This is a genomic window from Enterobacter sp. C4G1 (genome assembly GCF_052886895.1).
Map to the genome: position 1 here is coordinate 1 of NZ_JBQVVV010000001.1, position 22,014 is coordinate 22,014.

General features: G+C 48.4%; 25 protein-coding genes. 8 read left to right on the top strand and 17 right to left on the bottom strand.

Annotated features, from left to right (window positions below; all coding sequences use genetic code 11):
* Positions 1 to 330: 330 nt before the first annotated feature.
* Positions 331 to 693 carry a hypothetical protein gene (locus ACT9TW_RS00005; RefSeq protein ID WP_047716720.1) on the bottom strand — a complete coding sequence of 121 codons (363 nt, stop codon included), beginning with the start codon at positions 691 to 693 and terminating at the stop codon, positions 331 to 333.
* Between the two features lie 155 nt (positions 694 to 848).
* On the opposite strand from ACT9TW_RS00005, the gene ACT9TW_RS00010 reads away from it, so the two are divergent.
* The 3 genes from ACT9TW_RS00010 (at position 849) to ACT9TW_RS00020 (ending at position 3,436) form a co-directional block, all read left to right on the top strand.
* A complete protein-coding gene (locus tag ACT9TW_RS00010) occupies positions 849 to 1,274 on the top strand; it encodes a hypothetical protein (RefSeq protein WP_042945965.1) in 426 nt (141 codons plus the stop codon).
* Positions 1,252 to 2,478, top strand: a complete 1,227-nt coding sequence (locus ACT9TW_RS00015; RefSeq protein WP_058687337.1) for a relaxase/mobilization nuclease domain-containing protein — start codon at positions 1,252 to 1,254, stop codon at positions 2,476 to 2,478. The genes ACT9TW_RS00010 and ACT9TW_RS00015 overlap by 23 nt, the downstream gene beginning before the upstream one ends.
* A 313-nt stretch (positions 2,479 to 2,791) precedes the next feature.
* Complete coding sequence (locus tag ACT9TW_RS00020) at positions 2,792 to 3,436, top strand: hypothetical protein (protein ID WP_029701599.1); 645 nt, start codon at positions 2,792 to 2,794, stop codon at positions 3,434 to 3,436.
* 188 nt (positions 3,437 to 3,624) lie between these two features.
* Here the strand turns inward: ACT9TW_RS00020 and ACT9TW_RS00025 are convergent, their stop codons facing one another.
* From ACT9TW_RS00025 to ACT9TW_RS00045, 5 genes are all read right to left on the bottom strand, one after another.
* On the bottom strand, positions 3,625 to 4,038 hold the full coding sequence (locus ACT9TW_RS00025) for a hypothetical protein (RefSeq protein ID WP_001513941.1): 414 nt from the start codon (positions 4,036 to 4,038) through the stop codon (positions 3,625 to 3,627).
* 156 nt (positions 4,039 to 4,194) lie between these two features.
* Entirely contained in the window at positions 4,195 to 4,449 is a 255-nt protein-coding gene (locus tag ACT9TW_RS00030; protein ID WP_001513942.1) for a hypothetical protein, read from the bottom strand.
* On the bottom strand, positions 4,446 to 5,306 hold the full coding sequence (locus ACT9TW_RS00035; RefSeq protein WP_058687335.1) for a replication initiation protein: 861 nt from the start codon (positions 5,304 to 5,306) through the stop codon (positions 4,446 to 4,448). The genes ACT9TW_RS00030 and ACT9TW_RS00035 overlap by 4 nt, the downstream gene beginning before the upstream one ends.
* Before the next feature lie 448 nt (positions 5,307 to 5,754).
* Positions 5,755 to 6,345, bottom strand: coding sequence for a hypothetical protein (locus ACT9TW_RS00040; RefSeq protein WP_042945971.1), 591 nt, complete (start codon positions 6,343 to 6,345; stop codon positions 5,755 to 5,757).
* Positions 6,342 to 7,805, bottom strand: coding sequence for a tyrosine-type recombinase/integrase (locus tag ACT9TW_RS00045; RefSeq protein WP_024195068.1), 1,464 nt, complete (start codon positions 7,803 to 7,805; stop codon positions 6,342 to 6,344). The genes ACT9TW_RS00040 and ACT9TW_RS00045 overlap by 4 nt, the downstream gene beginning before the upstream one ends.
* A gap of 159 nt (positions 7,806 to 7,964) precedes the next feature.
* Between ACT9TW_RS00045 and mutS the strand changes: the two genes are divergently transcribed.
* Positions 7,965 to 10,532, top strand: a complete 2,568-nt coding sequence (gene mutS, locus ACT9TW_RS00050; RefSeq protein WP_446492659.1) for a DNA mismatch repair protein MutS — start codon at positions 7,965 to 7,967, stop codon at positions 10,530 to 10,532.
* A gap of 131 nt (positions 10,533 to 10,663) precedes the next feature.
* On the opposite strand, the gene ACT9TW_RS00055 is transcribed toward mutS, so the two are convergent.
* Genes ACT9TW_RS00055 through ACT9TW_RS00065 form a run of 3 tightly spaced genes read right to left on the bottom strand, consistent with a single transcriptional unit; the run spans position 10,664 to position 12,915 of the window.
* Entirely contained in the window at positions 10,664 to 10,885 is a 222-nt protein-coding gene (locus tag ACT9TW_RS00055) for a non-oxidative hydroxyarylic acid decarboxylases subunit D (protein ID WP_446491371.1), read from the bottom strand.
* Positions 10,886 to 10,895: 10 nt separating this feature from the next.
* Positions 10,896 to 12,323, bottom strand: a complete 1,428-nt coding sequence (locus ACT9TW_RS00060; RefSeq protein ID WP_446491372.1) for a non-oxidative hydroxyarylic acid decarboxylases subunit C — start codon at positions 12,321 to 12,323, stop codon at positions 10,896 to 10,898.
* The gene (locus ACT9TW_RS00065) at positions 12,313 to 12,915 is read right to left on the bottom strand and encodes a non-oxidative hydroxyarylic acid decarboxylases subunit B (RefSeq protein WP_446491373.1); all 603 of its coding nucleotides are present in this window, start codon (positions 12,913 to 12,915) and stop codon (positions 12,313 to 12,315) included. The genes ACT9TW_RS00060 and ACT9TW_RS00065 overlap by 11 nt, the downstream gene beginning before the upstream one ends.
* A 172-nt stretch (positions 12,916 to 13,087) precedes the next feature.
* Here ACT9TW_RS00065 and ACT9TW_RS00070 point away from each other — a divergent pair, with 172 nt between their 5' ends.
* Positions 13,088 to 13,495, top strand: coding sequence for a MarR family winged helix-turn-helix transcriptional regulator (locus ACT9TW_RS00070; RefSeq protein ID WP_446491374.1), 408 nt, complete (start codon positions 13,088 to 13,090; stop codon positions 13,493 to 13,495).
* On the opposite strand, the gene ACT9TW_RS00075 is transcribed toward ACT9TW_RS00070, so the two are convergent.
* Positions 13,492 to 14,379, bottom strand: a complete 888-nt coding sequence (locus ACT9TW_RS00075; RefSeq protein WP_446491375.1) for a LysR family transcriptional regulator — start codon at positions 14,377 to 14,379, stop codon at positions 13,492 to 13,494. The genes ACT9TW_RS00070 and ACT9TW_RS00075 overlap by 4 nt on opposite strands.
* A gap of 108 nt (positions 14,380 to 14,487) precedes the next feature.
* Here ACT9TW_RS00075 and ACT9TW_RS00080 point away from each other — a divergent pair, with 108 nt between their 5' ends.
* Both ACT9TW_RS00080 and ACT9TW_RS00085 read left to right on the top strand, forming a co-directional pair.
* Entirely contained in the window at positions 14,488 to 15,690 is a 1,203-nt protein-coding gene (locus ACT9TW_RS00080) for an MFS transporter (RefSeq protein ID WP_446491376.1), read from the top strand.
* Positions 15,687 to 16,064 carry a DUF4440 domain-containing protein gene (locus ACT9TW_RS00085; RefSeq protein WP_182062241.1) on the top strand — a complete coding sequence of 126 codons (378 nt, stop codon included), beginning with the start codon at positions 15,687 to 15,689 and terminating at the stop codon, positions 16,062 to 16,064. Before ACT9TW_RS00080 ends, ACT9TW_RS00085 begins: the two co-directional genes overlap by 4 nt.
* Positions 16,065 to 16,116: 52 nt before the next feature.
* On the opposite strand, the gene rpoS is transcribed toward ACT9TW_RS00085, so the two are convergent.
* Positions 16,117 to 17,109 carry an RNA polymerase sigma factor RpoS gene (gene rpoS / locus ACT9TW_RS00090; protein WP_013098493.1) on the bottom strand — a complete coding sequence of 331 codons (993 nt, stop codon included), beginning with the start codon at positions 17,107 to 17,109 and terminating at the stop codon, positions 16,117 to 16,119.
* 59 nt (positions 17,110 to 17,168) lie between these two features.
* On the bottom strand, positions 17,169 to 18,242 hold the full coding sequence (nlpD, locus tag ACT9TW_RS00095) for a murein hydrolase activator NlpD (protein ID WP_446492660.1): 1,074 nt from the start codon (positions 18,240 to 18,242) through the stop codon (positions 17,169 to 17,171).
* On the opposite strand from nlpD, the gene ACT9TW_RS00100 reads away from it, so the two are divergent.
* On the top strand, positions 18,184 to 18,315 hold the full coding sequence (locus tag ACT9TW_RS00100) for a peptidase (RefSeq protein WP_306674094.1): 132 nt from the start codon (positions 18,184 to 18,186) through the stop codon (positions 18,313 to 18,315). The two genes, nlpD and ACT9TW_RS00100, sit on opposite strands and share 59 nt — an antisense overlap.
* A gap of 94 nt (positions 18,316 to 18,409) precedes the next feature.
* On the opposite strand, the gene ACT9TW_RS00105 is transcribed toward ACT9TW_RS00100, so the two are convergent.
* Genes ACT9TW_RS00105 through ispD form a run of 5 tightly spaced genes read right to left on the bottom strand, consistent with a single transcriptional unit; the run spans position 18,410 to position 22,007 of the window.
* Positions 18,410 to 19,036: a protein-L-isoaspartate(D-aspartate) O-methyltransferase gene (locus ACT9TW_RS00105; protein ID WP_446491377.1), complete on the bottom strand. Its 627-nt coding sequence runs from the start codon at positions 19,034 to 19,036 to the stop codon at positions 18,410 to 18,412.
* The gene (surE, locus tag ACT9TW_RS00110) at positions 19,030 to 19,791 is read right to left on the bottom strand and encodes a 5'/3'-nucleotidase SurE (protein ID WP_014071546.1); all 762 of its coding nucleotides are present in this window, start codon (positions 19,789 to 19,791) and stop codon (positions 19,030 to 19,032) included. Before surE ends, ACT9TW_RS00105 begins: the two co-directional genes overlap by 7 nt.
* On the bottom strand, positions 19,772 to 20,821 hold the full coding sequence (gene truD, locus ACT9TW_RS00115; protein WP_446491378.1) for a tRNA pseudouridine(13) synthase TruD: 1,050 nt from the start codon (positions 20,819 to 20,821) through the stop codon (positions 19,772 to 19,774). Before truD ends, surE begins: the two co-directional genes overlap by 20 nt.
* Positions 20,818 to 21,297: a 2-C-methyl-D-erythritol 2,4-cyclodiphosphate synthase gene (gene ispF, locus ACT9TW_RS00120; RefSeq protein ID WP_446491379.1), complete on the bottom strand. Its 480-nt coding sequence runs from the start codon at positions 21,295 to 21,297 to the stop codon at positions 20,818 to 20,820. The genes truD and ispF overlap by 4 nt, the downstream gene beginning before the upstream one ends.
* Complete coding sequence (ispD, locus tag ACT9TW_RS00125) at positions 21,297 to 22,007, bottom strand: 2-C-methyl-D-erythritol 4-phosphate cytidylyltransferase (RefSeq protein ID WP_446491380.1); 711 nt, start codon at positions 22,005 to 22,007, stop codon at positions 21,297 to 21,299. Before ispD ends, ispF begins: the two co-directional genes overlap by 1 nt.
* Between the last annotated feature and the right edge of the window lie 7 nt (positions 22,008 to 22,014).

The following is a 22,014-nucleotide window of genomic DNA, read 5'->3' on the forward strand; positions in this document are numbered from 1 at the left end:
CCTTCGATGCCTAACTGAATTAAAAATATAACAACGCAGAGTACAGTTATAACTGCATATATAGTAGTTTTATTCGATTCTTTTAAATTTTTAGTTTCACTCATTAAATCACCTTTTCGTGATATGCCATATCATTGGAAGACAATTATAGCTAAAAACCGTGAAGATCTCCATCAACAAATTGTTTGTAAGATAAGCAAGGGCTAACTTTAAGAAGCTACGCTTATTAAAGTTTCCCTTGTTTTTTCTCCTTTCAGTCGAAAAAATACGCACACACTTCTTAAAGAGACTATAAATAACCATTTATTAAATTACACTGAAAGATGCAGGTCATAGTCTTTTTTTATCAAAATTTCCAGAACGTAATTTTCCAGCATTTGAAATGATTAATTCTTTTTCTTTTGAAGCAATTAGCGAAGGTATATCTACCGACATAAAATCTAAATTATCGCACCACCAATTCACAAATATATACACATTCTGGCTCATAAGCCTATGAGCTTCCGAAAAATAATTCTTTGCAAACATCTCATTTATTGATTTCAAACTCTCAACTTCTGTCTTATTTACGATAATTCTAAACATATCTTCACTTGGATATGCATTAATTTCGCCTATCCCTATATTTAATCTCTCGAATAATCCTTCCATAAGCAAATCAATCTCATTGAATGCTGAAATATATTTTTCCATATTCCCTCCGCCTTGTTATTATATTTCCCACAAGTTATCTGATCATTATAAAATGTCAAGAGTAATGCTGATAAATAAACATATATCAATAAACACCACTTGACATTACAGCAAATAAAGAATAATAAATTTATAAAAATAAAAAAGGAGTTTGTATGTTTGAAAATAATACTGGCGTCTACAATTACAAAAATAAAAACATTGATTTAAAATCCAATAACGCTAATTTATATAGAGATAAACTAAGGCAACACTGTGTTAGTGTTAGACTTAATAAAGAGGAATTACAATTTTTAAATGAAAAACGAGGAAACATAAGAAAAGGTGAATGGCTTCGAAAGAGCTTTCTGAACACAACCCCCACCCTCATTCCTCCAATCAATCTCGATGCCTGGAAAGAATTAGGGAAGATATCGCAAAACCTAAATAAGCTCAATATCCATCTTGATAACAAGAGTGATGGAAGCTGTTTGACAAATACAGAACTTTTTGCCGTTAGACGTCAAATCTCTGAGCTTCGTTTGCATCTCATAAATATTGATCTTTGGAGGATATCTGATGAAGGGAATGCAGAAGATTAAAAGAGGAAAATGTTTCTCAGGAATTATTCACTATGCTTTGAAATCAGTATCTCATCATAAAACTGTACCAAGAGTAATCGGTGGAAACATGCTGGGAAGCTCTACTACTGAGTTAATCGATGAATTTAATACAGCCAAAAAGCTTCGAGAAGATATAGTAAAACCGGTGTGGCACAATTCACTTCGATTACCAAAAGATGATACGCTTACAGATTATCAGTGGTCTAATATCGCTGATGATTACATGGCACGTATGGGTTTCTCGGAAACACATCTAAAATGCTATGTTCTACATGATGATATTAGCGGTCAACATATCCACATTATCGCCTGTCGTATTGATCTCATTGATGGCAGAGTCTACTTAGGTAAAAATGAAAATCTCATCAGTACACGTATTATCCAAGAACTGGAAGAAGATTATAAATTAACCCGAACTAGAGGGCCATCAGCTATTGGAGCGCAATCATCTAAGTCGAAAAATAAAAAAAGTCGTGGTGAGGATATGTTGGAAAAAAGAACTGGTAAGCCATGTTCTAAAGTCATAATCCAGGAAGCCATTGAAACCTTGCTTGTCAAAAATCTTTCGACTATAGAATTTGTACATCAACTCAAAGAAAAGAACATTGTAGCTGTTCCAAACATCTCATCTACTGGTCGTATGAATGGCTTCTCGTTTAAATATGGAAATATGGCTTTCAAAGCATCGCAATTAGGAAAAACCTACTCATGGTCTGCTCTACAGAACAGGATCAATTATATTCCAGATCGCGACAACGGTTTTCTTTTCAATTTAAAAGCATCTTGCAGTGAAACTCTTGATATGATACCTCCTTCTGGGATTGTAATAGAAGAGGTTAATCCCACGATAGAAATGCTTGCACTTTGTAAAACTTCTCATGACGATAGATACGATACCGATTATACCAAAGAATGTATCTCGACAATTCCTAGTAATAGCGAAGGGCTGTTAACTGATGCTCCAAAATTAAGCTTAGAAATACCTAAGTTTAGATGGCTAGAAACAATTCCCTATATTGATGCAGTTATTAGTCTACTAAAAAACATCAAAATACTAACACTTAAACGCCCAAAAAACCCTAGTATTATCAGCAACATAAGGATTACGAAGATAGCCCCTTTATGCCTCGCCACAACAGATGAGCCTGTCTCGGTACACCGCAAACGATCACCATCATTGTAGGCATAACTTTCCTTTTTCGGTCTTTGGATGGATAGAACGCGCATCACAATCGATCGTTTATACCGATCGATAAATCATTCATGATAGCCTATAACTATCATTATTACTCAATCGATCGGTACAAGTGATTTGCCTTCTTTTCAAAATCAGTCAAAATGAAAATTTGTAATAACCGACATAACAGACTGATTTATCTAGGCTATTTATTTACAACCGAGAAAAGTAGATTTTTTATGTCCAGTTTCAGCACATTCAAAAGCTTGAATTGCTTCATACATCGAATATGAACGTCATTTACTTAAAAGGAATCGGTATGAGCATTTACTCTATGAAGAGCAACAGTAAACAAGCAGAAACTGTTGCTCCTAAATTCGTTTTCTTAGGGGAAACCTACGAGTTTGTTGAAACTTTTTCAGGCGAAGTCATCGAATCATTTAATGAACAGATCTTAGTAAGGAATGATTCAGGTGAGGAAACAAAAATTTCTGACTACGGTATTACATTCAGGAATTCACACCGCATTCATAAATATGAGTTGCGCCAATATAGTGGATATGAGCGGTGTAGTGTAAATTACGATGCTCTGATCGTAAATGAGAATACAGGTGAGTATAAAGTAAATTTAAGCAGAAAACTCATTGTCATACCTGCATTCATGACAATGTTATTAAATAATGTATCAATGGCATCACACTACAAAGTGATGCCTGTTCCCAAACTTTTTTATATCCTTTTCACTTTGCTTTGCTTAGCTTCTTTCATTGCCTTCTGTATTTTACTTGCAGGATATAAAGATGGGTATGTTTTCAATGAACACAAATATGAGTGGTTAACATATCTCCTATCTCGCTCAGCAACTTTTATCTGCATCCAATGGATGAAAAGAAAAAGTTCAAGGTTTGATAACGAAATCAGAAATATTATTTATAAGTTAGTTAAAAATAAAACATCATCATAAGGATAGTCGATTTATATAAGAAAGAATAATTATCTCCTCATTCACATTTCTGGTTCTGGTTGGCTGCTCCTCGGTTGAAAATCAGTCCTTAAAAATAAGACGCAAGACAGTGTGAAGACGAAACTACTAAAAGATAAGACTTCTAATAGAGCAAAAGCCTGTATCAAATCTACAGGCTTTTACTATCATTACAACCCATATTTTTTTCTCTTATTTTTCATTGATAAATCTCTTTGTAACTGGAAAGCATCATACTTCTTTTTTTCCTGAACATAGACCTTCTCTGATTGGCTACCATTATCGACAATAAAATTAATAAGCAAAGAGCATATTTTCCTTATACGTCTCTTATCAATTAAATCATCATCTAACTTATTAATAAATTTATAGTATGAATAGAGTAGAAACGTCAAAACAACATCACTATTAGAGAATTTTATCTTTTCAATTTCTTGCTTATATTTAATATAAAAGCCAGAACAAAATAGATATGATTGTTCGATGACTTTTTGTTGCGGCACTCCAGATTCTGATATTTTACTCACAAACTTATCGAGAATAATTAAATACCTCTCCATAAGATCAAGCTTTGTATTTTTCATATTAACCTTTCCTATTATGATAAAAACCTTGAATATTAATACAATTATCACATTTTTTACAAGTGTCAATAGACACTAATCATCCGTACAATATTACACAGTGAGATTTTATCTGCTGCACATAACACTAAAGTTATTTATTTAATGAGAGAAAAATTATTCGGTTTTATGTGATGCTAAATATCTTCTATAATACCCAATCGCACTGTGCTGTGTAGTATTCATCTTTTGAGCCACCTCTTTCCATTTCAAACCGGACGATCTCAACTGAAATGAAAGACTTCTTTTTTTAGATGCCTCTTTCAAGTAATCCTCACGAGAAATACCATAGTATTTAATAACAGTTGAACGTGATACTTCTGCTAATTTCGCTAAATCTTTCGCTTTTATTTTTTTACCGTTTATAATCATAATAATATCCTCAATGCTTTTTCTAATTTTTCTTTGGTATCAGTATTTTTTATTTTTCCAACATTATTCACCCCTCGTTTAGATTGAATAATTGAAAACTGTTTTTTTGAGAAATTTTTCCACGTCCACTTACAAACGCTTTGGCAAATTTGCCTAATTTCATTATGTGATAATGGGTTGTTAGAGTTGCTCTGTTTGTTAATTATATCAGCCGTTAAATACAAATAATTATAAAATTCATGCTCATTTTTACTCTCTTGATATTTTAGTATATTTTTATATGCAATTACTCTTAGATCTTCGAATAAATTAACATTGCGCCCCAATCCATATATATTTCTTTTGTTGCTATCATTCTTTCTAATTACATCAGGAACAAAATCAGCTAAATAGTATAGATCATACGCTTTAATATCTGTCCACGTGGTTCTCCATTCAAAGATGTTAAGAGGGTTTTTCATTAGAATATCAGCGTAAGATTTATCTGCTTTTAATCTTTCTGTAAATCCACACTGCACAACAGAAGCTAATCTTAGTGGTTTTATTTTTGCAGAGTTTGTTTTTAATACTGGTATTTTTAGAGCATAAAGTAAATGAGCATGACCATTTATTGTATTTTGTATGATTGCATTTGGTTTAGGCAGTCCAGCCATATCCCACGCAATTGCCCCATATTCATGATCCACATCAAAAACAAAACCATTTATAAAATATTTATTGTTATATCCTATATATTTCTTTAAGGTAGCTTTCTCTCTCGGTTTCCTGTATACACCATCATTAAAATCATCACAGCATAGAGCATATTTTTGTATTTGGCTCTTGTATTTATCCTCATTATATATTTCTTTTCTCATTATCATCCCCCTCTCATATTACCCCTCCGAATATCATTAAATACCTCTAATTAAAAAAGGAGTGTTATATATTAAATTATTTACCACTCTATAAATAATACAATATAAAACATTGTCAAGTGTCTATTTTAACCATATCAGATATTATATGGTTTCTGGTTGGAATTTAATGTGTCAATAGCAATTAATAGAGAACATTTAATAGCCATGGATATATTAAAATAACAAAAAGAAAACTCTATAAATAATTTCAATCCAGAATAAAATGAGAGAAAATAGAAAAGTAAAGACCGTGATTTTTTTCTTGCTAATTTAGTATTTACTTATCTTTTTTATTTTTTAAATCTCTAAGAAATTATTGCTTCTATTATAGATTCTTATCACACACAGAAAATAAATCAATATTGCATACTGATATTTTAACTCAACCAGAAAAGGGGCTTTATATTTAACTCCCCAAGACATCATTCATTGTATATCTTTCTTGCGCTGCTTCTGAAGCATAGCTCAAATTATTTAGAATTGTTATGAAAATATTGTGCCAAATAATTCGTTCATTTTTATTTTCCCACTCTTTGAAAATAGCCTGCTCAACAGAAATCCAGACTATATCAACATTAGGCTCTGACAATAACTTTCTAAAAAGATCATCAGAGGTTGTCAAAGCATGAGATATTATTTTTTGTCCTGAAAAATTAGACAGCCAAAATGGATGTGGCTCACATAAATCGGTTAATGACGTAAATGTTAATCCACGGATTTGAGCTGCGTGCATAGTATTTTGGACCTTATGATTATCACGCCACGCTCGAAGATCTTTTAGCAAGTAATTTACTCGCTGGTTTCTCGCTTTGCTATTTTCTACTTGGTACTGGATATATGCTGGTCCCCCGCCATTTTGCCTATATCGAGCAAGTGATTTTACACTAATACCAAGATACAGAGATGCCAACTCAACATTAAGTGTCGCGTCATCAGGAATCTCACTAAAAAGCTTCCATACTTCTGAAAACTCTCTTAACGTCTCAACAACACTCATCCCTCTTTCCTTTCTGGTAATGGCGGATACTTCGCAGATGCTAAAAGTGCATTATACAATTTAGGTGCAGTCATTAGCATATGCAACTCAATCCTTTGAAGTGCCTCAAAAACTCGCTGATTATCTGGCACAGCATACCTTTCCGTAGGATCGGTGGTATTGCGGTGGTTAAGCAACTTTTTCACAACTGCATATGAAGTTAGCTCTTCTGCAACACGGCCAAAGGTTCTGCGCAGATCATGCATACCCAACTTCGTTATGCCTGCTTCCTGACAGATATACTCACGTAGGCTTTTACTGTCGGAATAGTGTCCAACCTTACTTCGTGATGAACGAGCCGGAAAAACCCATTTGCGTTTATCTGCTCGCTTTTCGTTATCGTTGACGATATCTCTTCGATCTTCCAGAATTCGCTTTGTAGCATCGCAGATTGGCAACTCATGGTCATTACGGTTTTTGGTGTCGTAGAATCGAATCATTCGGTTTTCAAGATCGACGTAGCTTGTCGTTCTGGCTTCCTCTTCTGTCAGAGTCTCTCGCCAGCACAGTGCAGCGGTTTCTTCTTTCCGGGCTCCAATCAGAACGGTTAGCAACAGATAATCACAACCCAACCGATTAAAACCTCGCTTATTGTGTAATGCAGTTAGAAAACGTCCCAGGGTATCTTTGGGAGACAATGGGTTTCGTACTCCCTTGGCACGATAGCTATCCTCCAGTTCAGATCGCGTTCTGAACTTCTTCTGTACCTTTAAAATTGAAAAAGGATTATAGGACAGCGAAGGTTGTCGTTGTTGTGTCTGGGCATTGCCAGCTTCAATTTCAATCGCATGTTTAACTGCAACATTAGCCCATCGGAAAGTTTGTTCAGCAGCCGTTCTTGCTCTTGAAGCAATTTCATCAAACTTACTAAGGATTTCAGTACCCGTAAGATCTTTTATCCGAAGGTTTTGCCATTCTTTCAACCGATTCTCAGCTTTGTCTAACACATTGAGAGTGTTTGGTTTAGCGGGTTTGGTTCTGCCAAGTAAGTGGCTCCTGTATTGGGCAAAAGCTTCACTCACGGTCAATTCAGCAAGATCGAGTTCCCTCTTAATCTTGTTGGGATTTCTCTTTGTTGCGATCATGGTCTGAACCAACTGTCGAGCTACCTCACGGGCTTGATCGATACTCGGAAAATCAGACACATTTCCAACCTTTACTTTCAAGACAGAGCTTGGCTTCTTACCCTCGCTGACATTACGATCTGACGAGGCTACTCTTCGCTGGATTACATAGGTTTTTTTCGTCAAACTGACCTTCACACCGAAGCCAACAGGTGAATCTCGATGATCGTCAAAAACTATGTAAGGCTTTTGGTCAGGGTTGGCTTCGAAAACGACTTTTCCAGAGCTACTGAGTTCAGGCTTAACATTAATACTTAACTTGTTGATAATAAAAGCCTGGTTGAGAGTTGTTTTCAAAGTATCACCACCATTTGTAGCCCAAAGAAGGAGTACAACCAATCTATCACGCCTTGGGCTACAAGTGAGCTACAAATTTATGGGTTTATGTGGGTTTAAAGGGGTTTTACCTGGGGCCATATGAGCACTTGAAAGAATTAAAAAATGAGTAAAATCAATATGAATGAAGACATTGATAAGGACTTCTCTAGCCACACGCCGATGATGCAGCAGTATCTGAAGCTTAAAGCTCAGCATCCGGAAATCCTGCTGTTTTATCGTATGGGCGATTTTTATGAGCTTTTTTATGACGATGCAAAACGCGCATCGCAGCTGCTCGACATATCCCTGACCAAGCGTGGCGCATCGGCGGGTGAACCTATCCCGATGGCGGGTATTCCGCATCACGCGGTAGAAAACTACCTGGCGAAGCTGGTGAACCAGGGCGAATCCGTCGCCATTTGCGAACAGATTGGCGACCCGGCCACCTCAAAAGGCCCGGTGGAGCGTAAAGTCGTGCGCATCGTCACGCCCGGGACCATCAGTGATGAAGCCCTGTTGCAGGAGCGCCAGGATAACCTGCTGGCCGCCCTCTGGCAGGACGGCAAAGGTTTTGGCTACGCCACGCTGGATATCAGCTCCGGGCGTTTTCGCCTGAGCGAACCGGCAGACCGCGAAACGATGGCTGCCGAATTGCAGCGCACGAACCCGGCTGAGTTGCTTTATGCCGAAGATTTTGCGGAAACGTCGCTGATTGAAGGCCGTCGCGGATTACGCCGTCGTCCTTTGTGGGAATTCGAAATTGATACCGCCCGTCAGCAGCTAAACCTGCAATTTGGTACGCGTGACCTGATCGGTTTTGGTGTTGAAAATGCGCCGCGCGGCCTGTGCGCTGCGGGTTGCCTGCTGCAATATGTGAAAGATACCCAGCGTACTGCCCTGCCACATATCCGCTCAATCACCATGGAGCGTCAGCAGGACAGCATCATTATGGATGCCGCGACGCGCCGTAACCTGGAGATCACCCAGAATCTGGCGGGTGGTGTGGAAAACACCCTTGCTTCGGTACTCGACAGCACGGTGACCCCGATGGGCAGCCGAATGCTCAAGCGCTGGCTGCACATGCCTATCCGCAATACTGAAACGCTGATCGGCCGCCAGCAAACCATCGCCGCCTTGCAGGACCGCTTTAGCGAATTACAGCCGGTGCTGCGTCAGGTTGGCGATCTGGAACGTATTCTGGCGCGGCTGGCCTTGCGCACAGCACGCCCGCGTGATTTGGCGCGGATGCGCCACGCCTTCCAGCAATTGCCTGAGCTGCGTGCTCAGCTTGCCGAAGTGAACAGCACACCGGTGCAAAAACTGCGGGAAACCATGGGCGAGTTTACAGAGCTACGTGAACTGCTCGAACGTGCCATCATTGACGCGCCACCGGTTCTGGTGCGCGACGGCGGTGTTATCGCCCCGGGTTACAACGAAGAGCTGGACGAATGGCGCGCGCTGGCAGACGGCGCGACGGATTACCTCGATAAACTGGAAATCCGCGAGCGTGAGCGTCTGGGCCTCGACACCCTGAAAGTGGGCTATAACGCGGTTCATGGGTACTACATTCAGATAAGCCGTGGGCAGAGCCATATGGCACCTATCCACTACGTGCGCCGCCAGACGCTGAAAAACGCCGAGCGCTACATCATTCCTGAACTGAAAGAGTATGAGGACAAAGTTCTCACCTCGAAAGGCAAAGCACTGGCGCTGGAAAAACAGCTGTATGACGAGCTGTTCGACATGCTAATGCCACACCTTGCCGACCTGCAATTAAGTGCTGGCGCGCTGGCAGAACTGGATGTGCTGGTAAACCTCGCAGAGCGTGCCGATGCACTTAATTACACCTGCCCGACCTTTACCGACAAGCCCGGTATTCGCATTACTGAAGGGCGCCACCCGGTGGTGGAACAGGTGCTGAACGAGCCATTCATCGCCAACCCACTGAGCTTGTCGCCGCAGCGAAGAATGTTGATCATTACCGGTCCGAACATGGGCGGTAAAAGTACATATATGCGCCAGACTGCGCTGATTGCGCTTCTGGCCCATATCGGCAGCTACGTTCCTGCGCAAAAAGTAGAGATTGGCCCGATTGACCGCATATTTACCCGCGTGGGTGCGGCGGACGATCTGGCAAGCGGGCGCTCAACCTTTATGGTGGAGATGACCGAAACGGCCAACATCCTGCATAACGCAACGGAACACAGCCTGGTATTGATGGATGAAGTAGGACGAGGCACCTCAACCTATGACGGCCTGTCACTGGCGTGGGCATGTGCTGAAAGCCTGGCGAACAAAATCAAGGCGATGACGCTGTTTGCGACCCACTACTTCGAACTGACTCAGCTACCAGAGAAAATGGAAGGCGTGGCAAACGTCCATCTCGATGCGCTGGAGCATGGCGATACCATCGCCTTTATGCACACCGTGCAGGATGGCGCAGCAAGCAAGAGCTATGGTCTGGCCGTTGCGGCACTGGCTGGTGTACCGAAAGAGGTCATCAAACGCGCACGCCAGAAACTGCGTGAGCTGGAGAGCTTGTCGCCCAACGCAGCGGCGACGCAGGTTGACGGTACGCAGATGTCACTGCTGATGCCTGCAGAAGAGACGTCACCAGCCGTAGAAGCACTGGAGAATCTCGACCCGGATTCTCTAACGCCACGTCAGGCGCTGGAGTGGATATACCGCCTGAAGAGTTTGGTCTAAGACTTCTGCGGATTATTGCCCGGTGGCGCTGCGCTTACCGGGCCTACGGGTTTTACAGGCCGGGTAAGCACAGCGCCACCGGGCCTATGGGTTTTGTAGGCCGGGTAAGGCAAAGCCGCCACCCGGCTTTTTTACAGCAGCGGCGGAATGGTTGGCACCTGCGGCGCGTTATCAATATCCTTTTGTGTCATTCGGAACGCTTCCGGGTAGTGCTCACGGCTGGTACGGTGAAGCGGCTCAGTATCACGCCAGGTATACAGACAATGCTGACACTGGAAGACAGTCCAGACATCCTTCACCGGGGATGTCGCCATCACTTCAATATGCTCATCGGCACAACGTGGACAAATCATGTTTTCCTCCTTATTGGCGAGCTGCGAGCATCGCGGTCAGTTTTTCAGCCCAGGCTTTCGTTTCAGGTAAATCCTGTACCGGCTGGCTATAGTGGCCACGGTTGTCCGGTGCGACAGGCGTGGTGGCATCGATGATCAGCTTGTCGGTGATCCCGGCCGGGCTGGAGCCTGGGTCAAGTTCAAGCACCGACATGTTCGGCAACTGCACCAGGTCCCCCGCCGGGTTAACTTTCGACGACAGCGCCCACATCACCTGCGGCAGGTTAAACGGATCGACGTCCTCATCCACCATAATCACCATCTTCACGTAACCCAGGCCATGTGGCGTGGTCATGGCACGTAACCCCACGGCACGGGCAAAACCGCCGTAACGTTTTTTGGTGGAGATAATCGCCAAAAGACCGTGGGTGTACATGGCATTCACTGCCTGTACTTCCGGGAATTCAGCTTTAAGCTGCTGGTAGAGCGGCACGCAGGTTGCCGGGCCCATCAGGTAGTCAATCTCCGTCCAGGGCATCCCCAGATAGAGCGATTCAAAAATGGGTTTAGTGCGGTAAGAGACTTTATCAATGCGTACGACGGTCATATTACGGCCACCGGAATAGTGGCCGGTAAATTCACCGAATGGCCCCTCGATTTCACGTTTGCGCCCCTCAATTACCCCTTCGAGGATAACTTCAGAGCCCCACGGCACGTCGAATCCGGTCAGCGGTGCGGTCGCGATTGGATACGGGCTTTCACGAAGCGCGCCAGCCATTTCGTATTCAGACTGGTCGTACTTCAGCGGCGTTGCCCCCATCAGGGTAATAATCGGATCATTACCCAGCGTGATCGCAATCGGCAGATCCTCCCCGCGCTCTTCCGCTTTATGCAGGTGCAGAGCGATATCGTGCATAGGAACAGGTTGCAGGCCCAGTTTGCGCTTGCCCTTGACTTCCATACGGTAGATCCCGACGTTCTGCTTGCCGAAATGGTCCGGGTCCAGCGGATCGCGTGATACCACGCAGGCTTTATCAAGGTAAAAACCACCATCACCGTCGTTCAGGCGGAACAGCGGCAGAATATCGAACAGGTTAATGTCCTCGCCATCCACCGTATTTTCGGCCCATTCCGGGTTAGCACGGCGCTCAGGTACAACGGGGAATTTATCCCAGCGGCGAATAAATTCGTCTATCTGGCTCTTCACCGGCGTATTTGCTGGCAGCCCCATTGAAATCGCATGGTTTTGCCATGAGCCGATGGTGTTCATCACCACGCGGGCGTCGGTAAAGCCGCGAATATTATCAAACCACAGTGCAGGTGCGCCGTCGCCAATGCGCCCGGTGGCGTTGGCCGCTGCCGCCAGATCGGGTTCAGCGTTGACCTCTTCCTCAATTTTCAACAGCTGCCCTTGCTCATCGAGCGCCTGGAGGAAGCTTCTCAAATCATCAAATGCCATCTTTGTTCTCCTGTGAAAAATGTCTGGCCTCCTGCAACCCGTTCCAGCGGCGCGCTTTTTTGCGTTCCAGACCAAACTGGTCAAGCACACGCGTCACAATATGCTGGGTAATGTCATCGGCGGTTTGCGGGTGGTTGTAATACGCGGGCATCGGCGGCACCATTGCCACGCCCATACGGGAAAGTGCGAGCATGTTCTCCAGATGGATCGTACTGAGCGGGGTTTCACGCGGAACCAGCACCAGCTTGCGTCCCTCTTTCATCACAACATCGGCAGCACGGCCCACCAGCCCTTCGGCGTAACCCGCGCGGATACCGGCAAGGGTCTTCATGCTGCATGGAATAACGATCATGCCATCGGTGCGAAACGAGCCGGACGAGATAGTCGCGGCCTGGTCGGCCGGGCTGTGGACAACATCCGCGAGCGCAGCAACGTCCTGAGCGGAATACGGCGTTTCCAGCTCAATGGTTGTTTTTGCCCACTTCGACATCACCAGATGCGTCTCCACTTCTGGCATATCGCGCAGCGCCTGAAGCAGCGCCACGCCGAGCGGTGCGCCAGTCGCCCCTGTCATTCCCACGATCAATCTCATTCAGTACCTCAATTAATTTGTTCGTGTACGAACATTATAAATAAGCTACTCCCGGATCGCTTTTCTGACAAGATCGTTCGCACACGATCACACGAATAGCTAAAAAATGTAGCGTTAAAATCCGGAGCAATAGCGGCTATCATAGTGGGAGATTTTTTCCGTCGGAGTGTTCATGGAACTAAGACAAGAGGCGTTCCATCTGTTACGTCAGCTTTTTCAACAGCATACCGCGCAGTGGCAGCATGCCTTACCGGAACTCACCAAGCCGCAGTACGCGGTTATGCGCTCCGTTGCCGAGCATCCGGGTATTGAACAGGTGGCATTGACCGAAGTGGCGGTCAGTACGAAAGCGACCCTGGCGGAAATGCTGAGCCGCATGGAGGCGCGCGGGCTGGTCAAACGCGAGCACGACCCGGCAGACAAGCGCCGCCGGTTTGTCTTCCTGACGCCAGAAGGTGAAGCTCTGCTTGCAGGCTGTAAGCCGGTAGGCAACGCGGTGGATGAGGCGTTTTTAGGGCGTCTCACTCAAGCCGAGCGGGAGCAGTTCTCTGACCTCATCAAAAAGATGATGCACGGTTAATTCACGCTGGTGTGCATAAAATCAATAAAGGTGCGCACCTTCGCTGGCAGATGTTGGGCATCCGGATACACCGCATAGATCCCCTGCTGCGCAAATGTATATTCCGGTAGAACCGGGACCAGCTTTCCCGCATCAAGCGCATCGCGCGCCAGCCATTCCGGCAGTAACGCCACCCCACCTCCCGCAAGCGCAAAGGCCATGAGCGCCTGAGCGCTGTCGGCAAACAAACGCGGCGCTTTTTTAATCTCCAGCGTTTCAGGCGCGCCGCCGGCATTTTTCACCTGCCAGCGCAGCGGCGAAGCGACGCGCTCGTGAATAATCCAGTCGGCCTGCGCCAGCTGCGCCAGCGATTCAACCGGATGGCTTACGAGCCACTCGGGCGCCGCAACGGGGAGAATGGAGAAGTGCGAAATCAGCGCGGCATGATAGCGAGAATCGGCAAGCGTTCCCAGCCGGATGGCCACGTCAAAGCGCTCCGAGATAAGGTCGGCGTGCAATGACGACGAAACATGACGCACGCGAAGATCCGGATGCTGCTGGCTAAACCTGGCCAGCAGCGGCACCACGACCTGCGAGCCATACTCAGGCGTGGTCGTGATCCGCAGCTCCCCCGTGAGCCCCGCATGGTTGGCGCGGACATCATCCTGCAACTGTTCTGCGTCCTTCAGAAGCGCGACGCTACGTTTATGAAACAGCGCGCCCGCCTCGGTTAGCGTCAGACGGCGGGTGGATCGCAGCAACAGGGTGACGCCCAGCTCAGCTTCGAGCTGGCGAATATTGAAGCTGACCACCGCTTTTGTCAGGCCCATCGCATCCGCTGCCGCCGTGAAACTCCCGGTGTCGGCCACCGCAACAAACATCTGCGCGCGCTGTAAGTTAATCATTATCGCCCTTTATACTGTCAAAATATTTTTGACAGTATATCGCGCTTTGTCAGGTTTATCCGTGCTTCTCCGGCCAATACGATACGCCACCTCACCGGAGGATCCACCATGACGTATCGCAGCAAAGTTGCCGTTGTTTATCTGCTGGGCTTTTTTCTAGATCTGATCAACATGTTCATTGCCAGCGTCGCCTTTCCGGCGATGGCTCACGATTTTAACGCCACGCCTTCAACGCTTGCCTGGGTCAGTAACGGGTACATTGCCGGTCTGACGCTGGTGATCCCGTTCAGCTCCGTGCTGACGCGCCGGATCGGGCCAAAGCGCGTCATTCTGCTCTCGCTTTTTCTGTTCAGCGCCGCCTCTGCCGCGGCAGGCATGTCGGCAACGCTTGAAAGCCTGATCGCCTGGCGCGTGCTGCAGGGCGTGGGAGGTGGCTTACTGATCCCCGTCGGACAGGCGCTGACCTGGCAGCAGTTCCGGCCTCACGAGCGTGCCCGGCTCTCCTCCGCGGTCATGCTGGTAGCGTTACTTGCACCCGCCTGTTCTCCTGCTGTCGGTGGACTGCTAGTTGAGACGCTGGGCTGGCGATGGATATTTTTCGCCACGCTCCCGGTGGCTATGGTGACGTTTGTTCTGGCCTGTCTGTGGCTAAAACACGAAAACCCCACGATGAACGCGGCCAGACTGCTAAACCTGCCCTTACTAACGGACCCGCTTTTGCGTTTTGCCATGCTTGTCTATTTATGCGTCCCCGGCGTATTCATTGGGGTGAACGTCACTGGCATGTTTTATCTTCAGCACGAGGCGAACATGAGCCCAGCCGCAACGGGAATGCTCATGCTGCCGTGGTCTGTGGCATCGTTTATAGCCATCACGGCGACGGGACGTTATTTTAACCGTATCGGCCCCCGACCGCTGATCGTCATCGGCTGCCTGCTGCAGGCGGCGGGTATTCTGCTTTTGATTGACGTCAGCTCGTCAACGCTGTTGCCTGCCGTCGCGTTTACCCTGATGGGCGCGGGAGGAAGCCTGTGCAGCAGTACGGCTCAGAGCAGCGCGTTTCTGACAACGCGCCGGGATGACATGCCGGATGCCAGCGCGCTGTGGAACCTCAATCGTCAGCTGAGCTTTTTTGCCGGCGCCCTGCTGCTGGCACAGGCGCTGAACCTGGCGCAGATCTGGCTACCGCCGCTCGCCGCATGGCACGGGATGTTTATTTTTGCCGCAGGCATGACCTTGCTGCCTGTACTGTACGTTTTTCGACTTAACAATACGCAGGTGCTCACCCAGCTGCGACAGGAGAATTCATGACGCCTTTCGAACACGACATTATCGACCTCCACATTGCGCTTGAAGACTGGTTAGGCAAAGGCGAAGGCGATTACGACGCCCTGCTCGCCCGCTTCAGCCCGGATTTTCTGATGATCCCGCCGGGCGGTGTGCAGGTCGACTATAACGGCCTGGCCAGTTTTCTGGAAAAACAGCGCGGAAGCCGTCCCGGACTGAAAATCGGCATTGACGAATTAACCACGATCCAGAGCGGCGATTGGAGTGCGGTGCTTCACTACCGGGAGACGCAAACCCGGCCGGATCTGCCCGTCAACGTGCGTTGGTCAACAGCGGTGCTTAACCAGGATGGCGATAAGATAACGTGGCGTCTGTTACACGAAACAGCACAGCCATAGCGCAAAAGAAAAAGGCCCGTCTCACGACGGGCCTTTATTGACGAAAGATTGCTTATTCGCGGAACAGCGCTTCGATATTCAGACCTTGCCCCTGCAGGATTTCACGCAGGCGGCGCAGACCTTCAACCTGAATCTGGCGAACACGTTCACGGGTCAGGCCAATTTCACGGCCGACGTCTTCCAGTGTCGCAGCTTCATACCCCAGTAAACCGAAACGACGTGCCAGCACTTCACGCTGTTTGGCGTTCAGTTCGAACAGCCATTTGACGATGCTCTGTTTCATGTCATCGTCCTGCGTGGTGTCTTCCGGGCCGTTGTCTTTTTCATCGGCCAGGATGTCCAGCAGCGCTTTTTCGGAGTCGCCACCCAACGGGGTGTCAACGGAGGTAATGCGCTCGTTGAGACGCAGCATACGGCTTACGTCATCAACCGGTTTATCAAGTTGCTCGGCAATCTCTTCCGCACTTGGCTCGTGGTCCAGTTTATGGGACAACTCGCGCGCGGTACGCAGATAGACGTTCAACTCTTTGACGATGTGAATCGGCAGGCGGATCGTACGGGTCTGGTTCATAATAGCCCGTTCGATGGTCTGACGAATCCACCAGGTCGCGTAGGTTGAGAAGCGGAACCCGCGTTCCGGGTCAAACTTCTCTACTGCGCGGATAAGCCCTAAGTTGCCCTCTTCAATCAGGTCCAGCAAAGCCAGACCACGATTGCCGTAACGACGGGCAATTTTCACGACCAGACGCAAGTTACTTTCAATCATGCGGCGGCGTGAGGCTACATCACCACGCAAAGCACGACGTGCAAAATAGACTTCTTCTTCGGCCGTTAACAGTGGGGAGTAACCGATCTCCCCAAGGTAAAGCTGAGTCGCGTCCAGTACACGCTGTGTGGCACCCTGCGATAGCAGCTCTTCTTCAGCTAAATCGTTATCACTGGGTTCCTCTTCTACTAAGGCTTTTTCGTCAAAAGCCTCTGCTCCGTTCTCATCAAATTCCGCATCTTCATTTAAATCATGAACTTTCAGCGTATTCTGACTCATAAGGTGGCTCCTACCCGTGATCCCTGAACGAGACACCCTGGCTGGCATGCCCCGTCAAATTATCGCTGCGGCAAATATTGCAGCGGGTTTACGGATTTCCCCTTGTAACGAATTTCAAAATGCAAGCGTGTAGAACTGGTACCGGTGCTACCCATAGTAGCTATTTTTTGCCCCGCCTTAACTTCTTGTTGTTCCCGGACCAGCATTGTATCGTTATGGGCGTAGGCACTCAGGTAATCATCGTTATGTTTGATGATAATAAGATTACCGTAACCACGCAGAGCGTTACCGGCATACACAACGCGCCCGTCTGCGGTCGCGATGATAGCCTGTCCTTTACTCCCTGCGATATCGATCCCTTTATTCCCACCTTCGGTAGAAGAGAAGTTCTCGATAACCTTGCCGTCAGTTGGCCAGCGCCATGCAGAGATTGGCGAACTGGTAGATGTACTGCTGGCAGTCGGTTCGATAGAGCTAACCACAGGTGCCGTAATCGGTGCTGTGACAGTCGTCGCAGTCCCTTTATTATTAGGCAACATTTTGTTAGCACTCTGATCACCTGAATCCTCAGAATACGTAATTACCGGTTGCGAAGCAACCACTGTGCTGGATTTTTGTGCAGGCTTAACGCTGTTGTTCTGCGCGGTCACGTCGGCCGCTGAAACTGTGTTGCCAGGCGTTAGTGGCGTGCCTGTCGCATTACCAACCTGGAGCGATTGACCCACTTCCAACCCGTAAGGTGCCTGTACGTTATTACGCTGAGCCAGGTCACGGAAATCGTTCCCGGTGATCCAGGCAATATAGAACAACGTATCACCGCGTTTCACGGTATAGGTGCTGCCACCGGTATAGCTACCTTTCGGAATATTCCCGTACTTCCGGTTATACACGATGCGGCCATTTTCGGTCTGCACAGGTTGTTCCACAGGTTGAATCTGTGTCGGCTGCGAAACCGGGCGCTGAACGGGCTGAATTTGCGGCGTCTGTTGAACCGTTGATGTGCCCATTTTAGGTGGAGGGGTAATCAACATTCCGCCGGACGTATTACCCGAGCTGCTGTTCCCGCCTACGGAGCTGACCGGCGCAGGTGCGTTACCAGAACTTGAACAGCCTGCCAGCCATAGCGAAACCAGTGATAATGCCGCAACACGGCTGATGGTGAATTTTGGGCTTCCCGCGCTCATTTATCCCCCAGGAATGTGTTAACTACCAGTGACTTAAAAATAACCGTGATGGCACGAACCTTTTGCGCCACACCATACGCTGAATTTGCCTTAATAACCCTGGATAATTCTGAGTCTCAGGCCAGTTCTCCCTTCACAAGAGGCACAAAGCGTACGGCTTCCACAGTATCGATAATAAACTCGCCGCCACGCCGACGAACACGCTTCAGAAGCTGCTGTTCGTCGCCCACGGGCAGGACAAGAATGCCGCCTTCATCCAGCTGCGATAAGAGTGCTGCTGGGATCTCAGGCGGCGCTGCCGTCACGATAATGGCATCAAACGGAGCGCGAGCCTGCCAACCCTGCCACCCATCACCATGACGTGTCGAAACATTATGTAAATCAAGTTGTTTCAGGCGACGACGCGCCTGCCACTGCAAACCTTTAATTCGCTCGACCGAACAAACATGGTGAACCAGATGCGCCAGGATCGCGGTTTGATAACCCGACCCGGTGCCAATCTCCAGCACGCGGGATTCTGGCGTCAGTTCCAGTAACTCCGTCATGCGCGCCACCATGTAGGGCTGCGAAATAGTCTGACCCTGCCCGATAGGCAGCGCCACGTTTTCCCACGCTTTGTGTTCAAACGCCTCGTCTACAAATTTCTCACGCGGGACCAGGGCGAGCGCATCCAGCACATGCTCGTCAGCGATCCCCTGAGCGCGTAATTGTTCCAGAAGAGTTTGTACACGTTTGCTTACCATTGCGTGTTCACTCCAACGCGATCCAACCAGCCCGACACCACATCATGCGCGTTATAAGCGGTTAAATCTACGTGCAATGGCGTAACCGAAACGTACCCTTCATCCACCGCGGCGAAATCGGTATCCGGCCCGGCATCGTGTTTTTCGCCTGGCGGGCCAATCCAGTAAAGCGTATTGCCACGTGGATCCTGCTGCGGGATCACCTGATCGGCCGGATGGCGGCTCCCGCAACGGGTTACGCGAATACCTTTGATTTCATCCAGAGGCAGGTCAGGAACGTTGATATTGAGGATACGCCCCGTACGCAACGGTTCGCGGTTGAGCGCGCGCAAAATGGAACAGGTGACTGCCGCTGCCGTGTCGTAATGCTTGTGGCCGTTTAACGAGACCGCCAGCGCGGGAAATCCCAGATGGCGGCCCTCCATTGCGGCAGCAACCGTACCGGAATAGATAACGTCATCACCCAGATTCGGGCCAGCATTGATGCCGGATACGACGATATCCGGGCGCGGGCGCATAAGCGCATTCACGCCCAAAAATACGCAGTCCGTCGGCGTGCCCATCTGGACAGAAATGTCGCCATTTTCAAAGGTAAAGGTGCGAAGCGACGACTCCAGCGTCAATGAGTTAGACGCCCCACTGCGGTTACGATCGGGTGCCACAACCTGCACATCGGCAAATTCACGCAGGGCTTTCGCCAGCGTTTGAATGCCTGGGGCGTGGATCCCATCATCGTTACTCAGCAATATTCGCATAGTCACCCGACGTGTTGATAAGTTCCCTGACAACACTGGTGGCAAAGCTACCTGCCGGCAGCCAGAAGCGTAACTCGACGGTCACGTCATCCCACCAGTTCCAGCTCAGCTGTTGCGGGTAGAGCAGCATCGCACGGCGTGCTGCTTCGACTTTTTCCCGCACCAGCAATGATTGTAATTCTGACGCATCCGCCACGGCCAACTGCTCTGCGGCCAGCGCTTCACCCTGAGTACCCCACTCGCCCGTACCGGGCAATGCAGCGGTAATCATCAGAGATTTGGCCTCCACGCGCGACTGCACATCGGCCATTTCTTCAGCCGTTGCCACAAACCAGCTCCCGCGTCCCGCTAATTGTAGCGCATCGCCGACAACAACTTGATTCGCGTCCGGTTTTTTCAGTCGTTCGCTCACCATTTGATTAAACAACGCGCTTCGGGCTGCCGACAACCAAAAACTGCGTTTATTCCTGTCACGAACCGGGGCATCGCTTTGCGCCCAACGCAGCGCGCCCTGAATGTTACTGCCACCAATACCGAAACGCTGCGCACCAAAGTAGTTCGGCACGCCCTGCTCGCTAATGGCATTCAGACGTTTTTCAACGTCGTCGCGGTTCGTTACCTCACGCAGAACCAGCGTGAAGTCGTTACCTTTTAGCGCCCCCAGGCGCAGCTTGCGCTTGTGGCGGGCATATTCCAGCACTTTACAGCCTTCAAGCTCAAATTTGCTTAAATCCGGCATCCCGTTGCCCGGTACGCGCGCGCAGAGCCATTGTTCAGTGACCGCGTGCTTATCTTTTTGGCCGGCAAAGCTCACTTCACGGGCGTGAATTTTCAGAAATTTAGCCAGCGCATCCGCCACAAAGCGGGTATTGCAGCCGTTTTTCAGGATGCGGACCAGGATGTGCTCGCCTTCCCCGTCCGGTGTAAAACCTAAATCCTCGACCACAACAAAATCTTCCGGGCTGGCTTTCAGCACGCCGTTACCCAGAGGTTTGCCGTACAGGTACGTCAGGTTGTCGAAGTCTGTCATTTTGCCGCCTTCACCAGAAGCGCCACGGCCTCACAGGCGATACCTTCACCCCGACCGGTAAAGCCGAGTTTTTCGGTGGTGGTGGCTTTAACGTTAACGTCATCCATATGGCAACCCAGATCTTCGGCAATGAATACGCGCATCTGCGGGATGTGCGGCAGCATTTTGGGCGCCTGAGCAATGAGCGTCACATCCACGTTGCAAAGGCTGTAGCCTTTGGCCTGGATACGACGCCAGGCTTCGCGCAACAGCGCGCGGCTGTCAGCCCCTTTGAACGCCGGGTCGGTGTCCGGGAACAGTTTGCCAATATCGCCCAGCGCAGCAGCGCCCAGCAACGCATCGGTTAACGCGTGCAGCGCCACGTCGCCATCAGAATGCGCCAGCAGCCCTTTTTCATAAGGAATACGTACGCCGCCAATGATAATTGGGCCTTCTCCGCCAAAGGCGTGTACATCAAAACCGTGTCCAATTCGCATTATGCCTTCTCCTGATGGGTCGAACGGGTAAGATAAAATTCCGCGAGCTGTAAATCTTCAGGACGTGTCACTTTTATATTATCAGCGCGTCCTTCAACCAGCTCAGGGTGAAAACCGCAATACTCCAGCGCCGAGGCTTCATCAGTGATGATCGCACCTTCTTTAAGCGCACGCGTTAAGCAATCGTGGAGTAACTCGCGGGGGAAAAACTGCGGCGTCAGCGCGTGCCACAAGTCAACGCGCTCAACGGTATGCGCGATCGCCTGTTTGCCCGGTTCGGCACGTTTCATGGTGTCGCGCACTGGTGCGGCCAGAATACCGCCTACCGTGCTTGTTTCGCTCAGCGCCAGCAGGCGTGCAAGGTCGTCCTGGTGCAGGCAGGGGCGCGCGGCGTCATGCACCAGCACCCACTGCGCGCCTGCGGCAGCCTGAATGCCAGCCAGCACGGAGTCGGCGCGCTCTGCGCCGCCATCAACAACGGTAATTTGCGGGTGATTCGCCAGCGGCAGTTCGGCAAAACGAACATCGCCGGGGCTGATAGCGATAACGACGTGCGTCACCCGTGGATGCGCCAGCAGCGCCACCACGGAGTGCTCAAGGATCGTTTTATCGCCAATTGAGAGGTATTGCTTTGGACATTCTGTCTGCATACGCCGGCCAAAACCTGCGGCTGGCACCACGGCGCATACGTCCGAAAAAGTAACTGCCATGTCGTAA

Excerpts from the sequence above, each read along its gene's own strand:
- ACT9TW_RS00005 (WP_047716720.1), bottom strand. The coding sequence starts at position 693 with ATGGAAAAATATATTTCAGCATTCAATGAGATTGATTTGCTTATGGAA.
- ACT9TW_RS00010 (WP_042945965.1), top strand. The coding sequence starts at position 849 with ATGTTTGAAAATAATACTGGCGTCTACAATTACAAAAATAAAAACATT.
- ACT9TW_RS00015 (WP_058687337.1), top strand. The coding sequence starts at position 1,252 with ATGAAGGGAATGCAGAAGATTAAAAGAGGAAAATGTTTCTCAGGAATT.
- ACT9TW_RS00020 (WP_029701599.1), top strand. The coding sequence starts at position 2,792 with ATGAGCATTTACTCTATGAAGAGCAACAGTAAACAAGCAGAAACTGTT.
- ACT9TW_RS00025 (WP_001513941.1), bottom strand. The coding sequence starts at position 4,038 with ATGAAAAATACAAAGCTTGATCTTATGGAGAGGTATTTAATTATTCTC.
- ACT9TW_RS00030 (WP_001513942.1), bottom strand. The coding sequence starts at position 4,449 with ATGATTATAAACGGTAAAAAAATAAAAGCGAAAGATTTAGCGAAATTA.
- ACT9TW_RS00035 (WP_058687335.1), bottom strand. The coding sequence starts at position 5,306 with ATGAGAAAAGAAATATATAATGAGGATAAATACAAGAGCCAAATACAA.
- ACT9TW_RS00040 (WP_042945971.1), bottom strand. The coding sequence starts at position 6,345 with ATGAGTGTTGTTGAGACGTTAAGAGAGTTTTCAGAAGTATGGAAGCTT.
- mutS (WP_446492659.1), top strand. The coding sequence starts at position 7,965 with ATGAATGAAGACATTGATAAGGACTTCTCTAGCCACACGCCGATGATG.
- ACT9TW_RS00055 (WP_446491371.1), bottom strand. The coding sequence starts at position 10,885 with ATGATTTGTCCACGTTGTGCCGATGAGCATATTGAAGTGATGGCGACA.
- ACT9TW_RS00060 (WP_446491372.1), bottom strand. The coding sequence starts at position 12,323 with ATGGCATTTGATGATTTGAGAAGCTTCCTCCAGGCGCTCGATGAGCAA.
- ACT9TW_RS00065 (WP_446491373.1), bottom strand. The coding sequence starts at position 12,915 with ATGAGATTGATCGTGGGAATGACAGGGGCGACTGGCGCACCGCTCGGC.
- ACT9TW_RS00070 (WP_446491374.1), top strand. The coding sequence starts at position 13,088 with ATGGAACTAAGACAAGAGGCGTTCCATCTGTTACGTCAGCTTTTTCAA.
- ACT9TW_RS00075 (WP_446491375.1), bottom strand. The coding sequence starts at position 14,379 with ATGATTAACTTACAGCGCGCGCAGATGTTTGTTGCGGTGGCCGACACC.
- ACT9TW_RS00080 (WP_446491376.1), top strand. The coding sequence starts at position 14,488 with ATGACGTATCGCAGCAAAGTTGCCGTTGTTTATCTGCTGGGCTTTTTT.
- ACT9TW_RS00085 (WP_182062241.1), top strand. The coding sequence starts at position 15,687 with ATGACGCCTTTCGAACACGACATTATCGACCTCCACATTGCGCTTGAA.
- rpoS (WP_013098493.1), bottom strand. The coding sequence starts at position 17,109 with ATGAGTCAGAATACGCTGAAAGTTCATGATTTAAATGAAGATGCGGAA.
- ACT9TW_RS00105 (WP_446491377.1), bottom strand. The coding sequence starts at position 19,036 with ATGGTAAGCAAACGTGTACAAACTCTTCTGGAACAATTACGCGCTCAG.
- surE (WP_014071546.1), bottom strand. The coding sequence starts at position 19,791 with ATGCGAATATTGCTGAGTAACGATGATGGGATCCACGCCCCAGGCATT.
- truD (WP_446491378.1), bottom strand. The coding sequence starts at position 20,821 with ATGACAGACTTCGACAACCTGACGTACCTGTACGGCAAACCTCTGGGT.
- ispF (WP_446491379.1), bottom strand. The coding sequence starts at position 21,297 with ATGCGAATTGGACACGGTTTTGATGTACACGCCTTTGGCGGAGAAGGC.
- ispD (WP_446491380.1), bottom strand. The coding sequence starts at position 22,007 with ATGGCAGTTACTTTTTCGGACGTATGCGCCGTGGTGCCAGCCGCAGGT.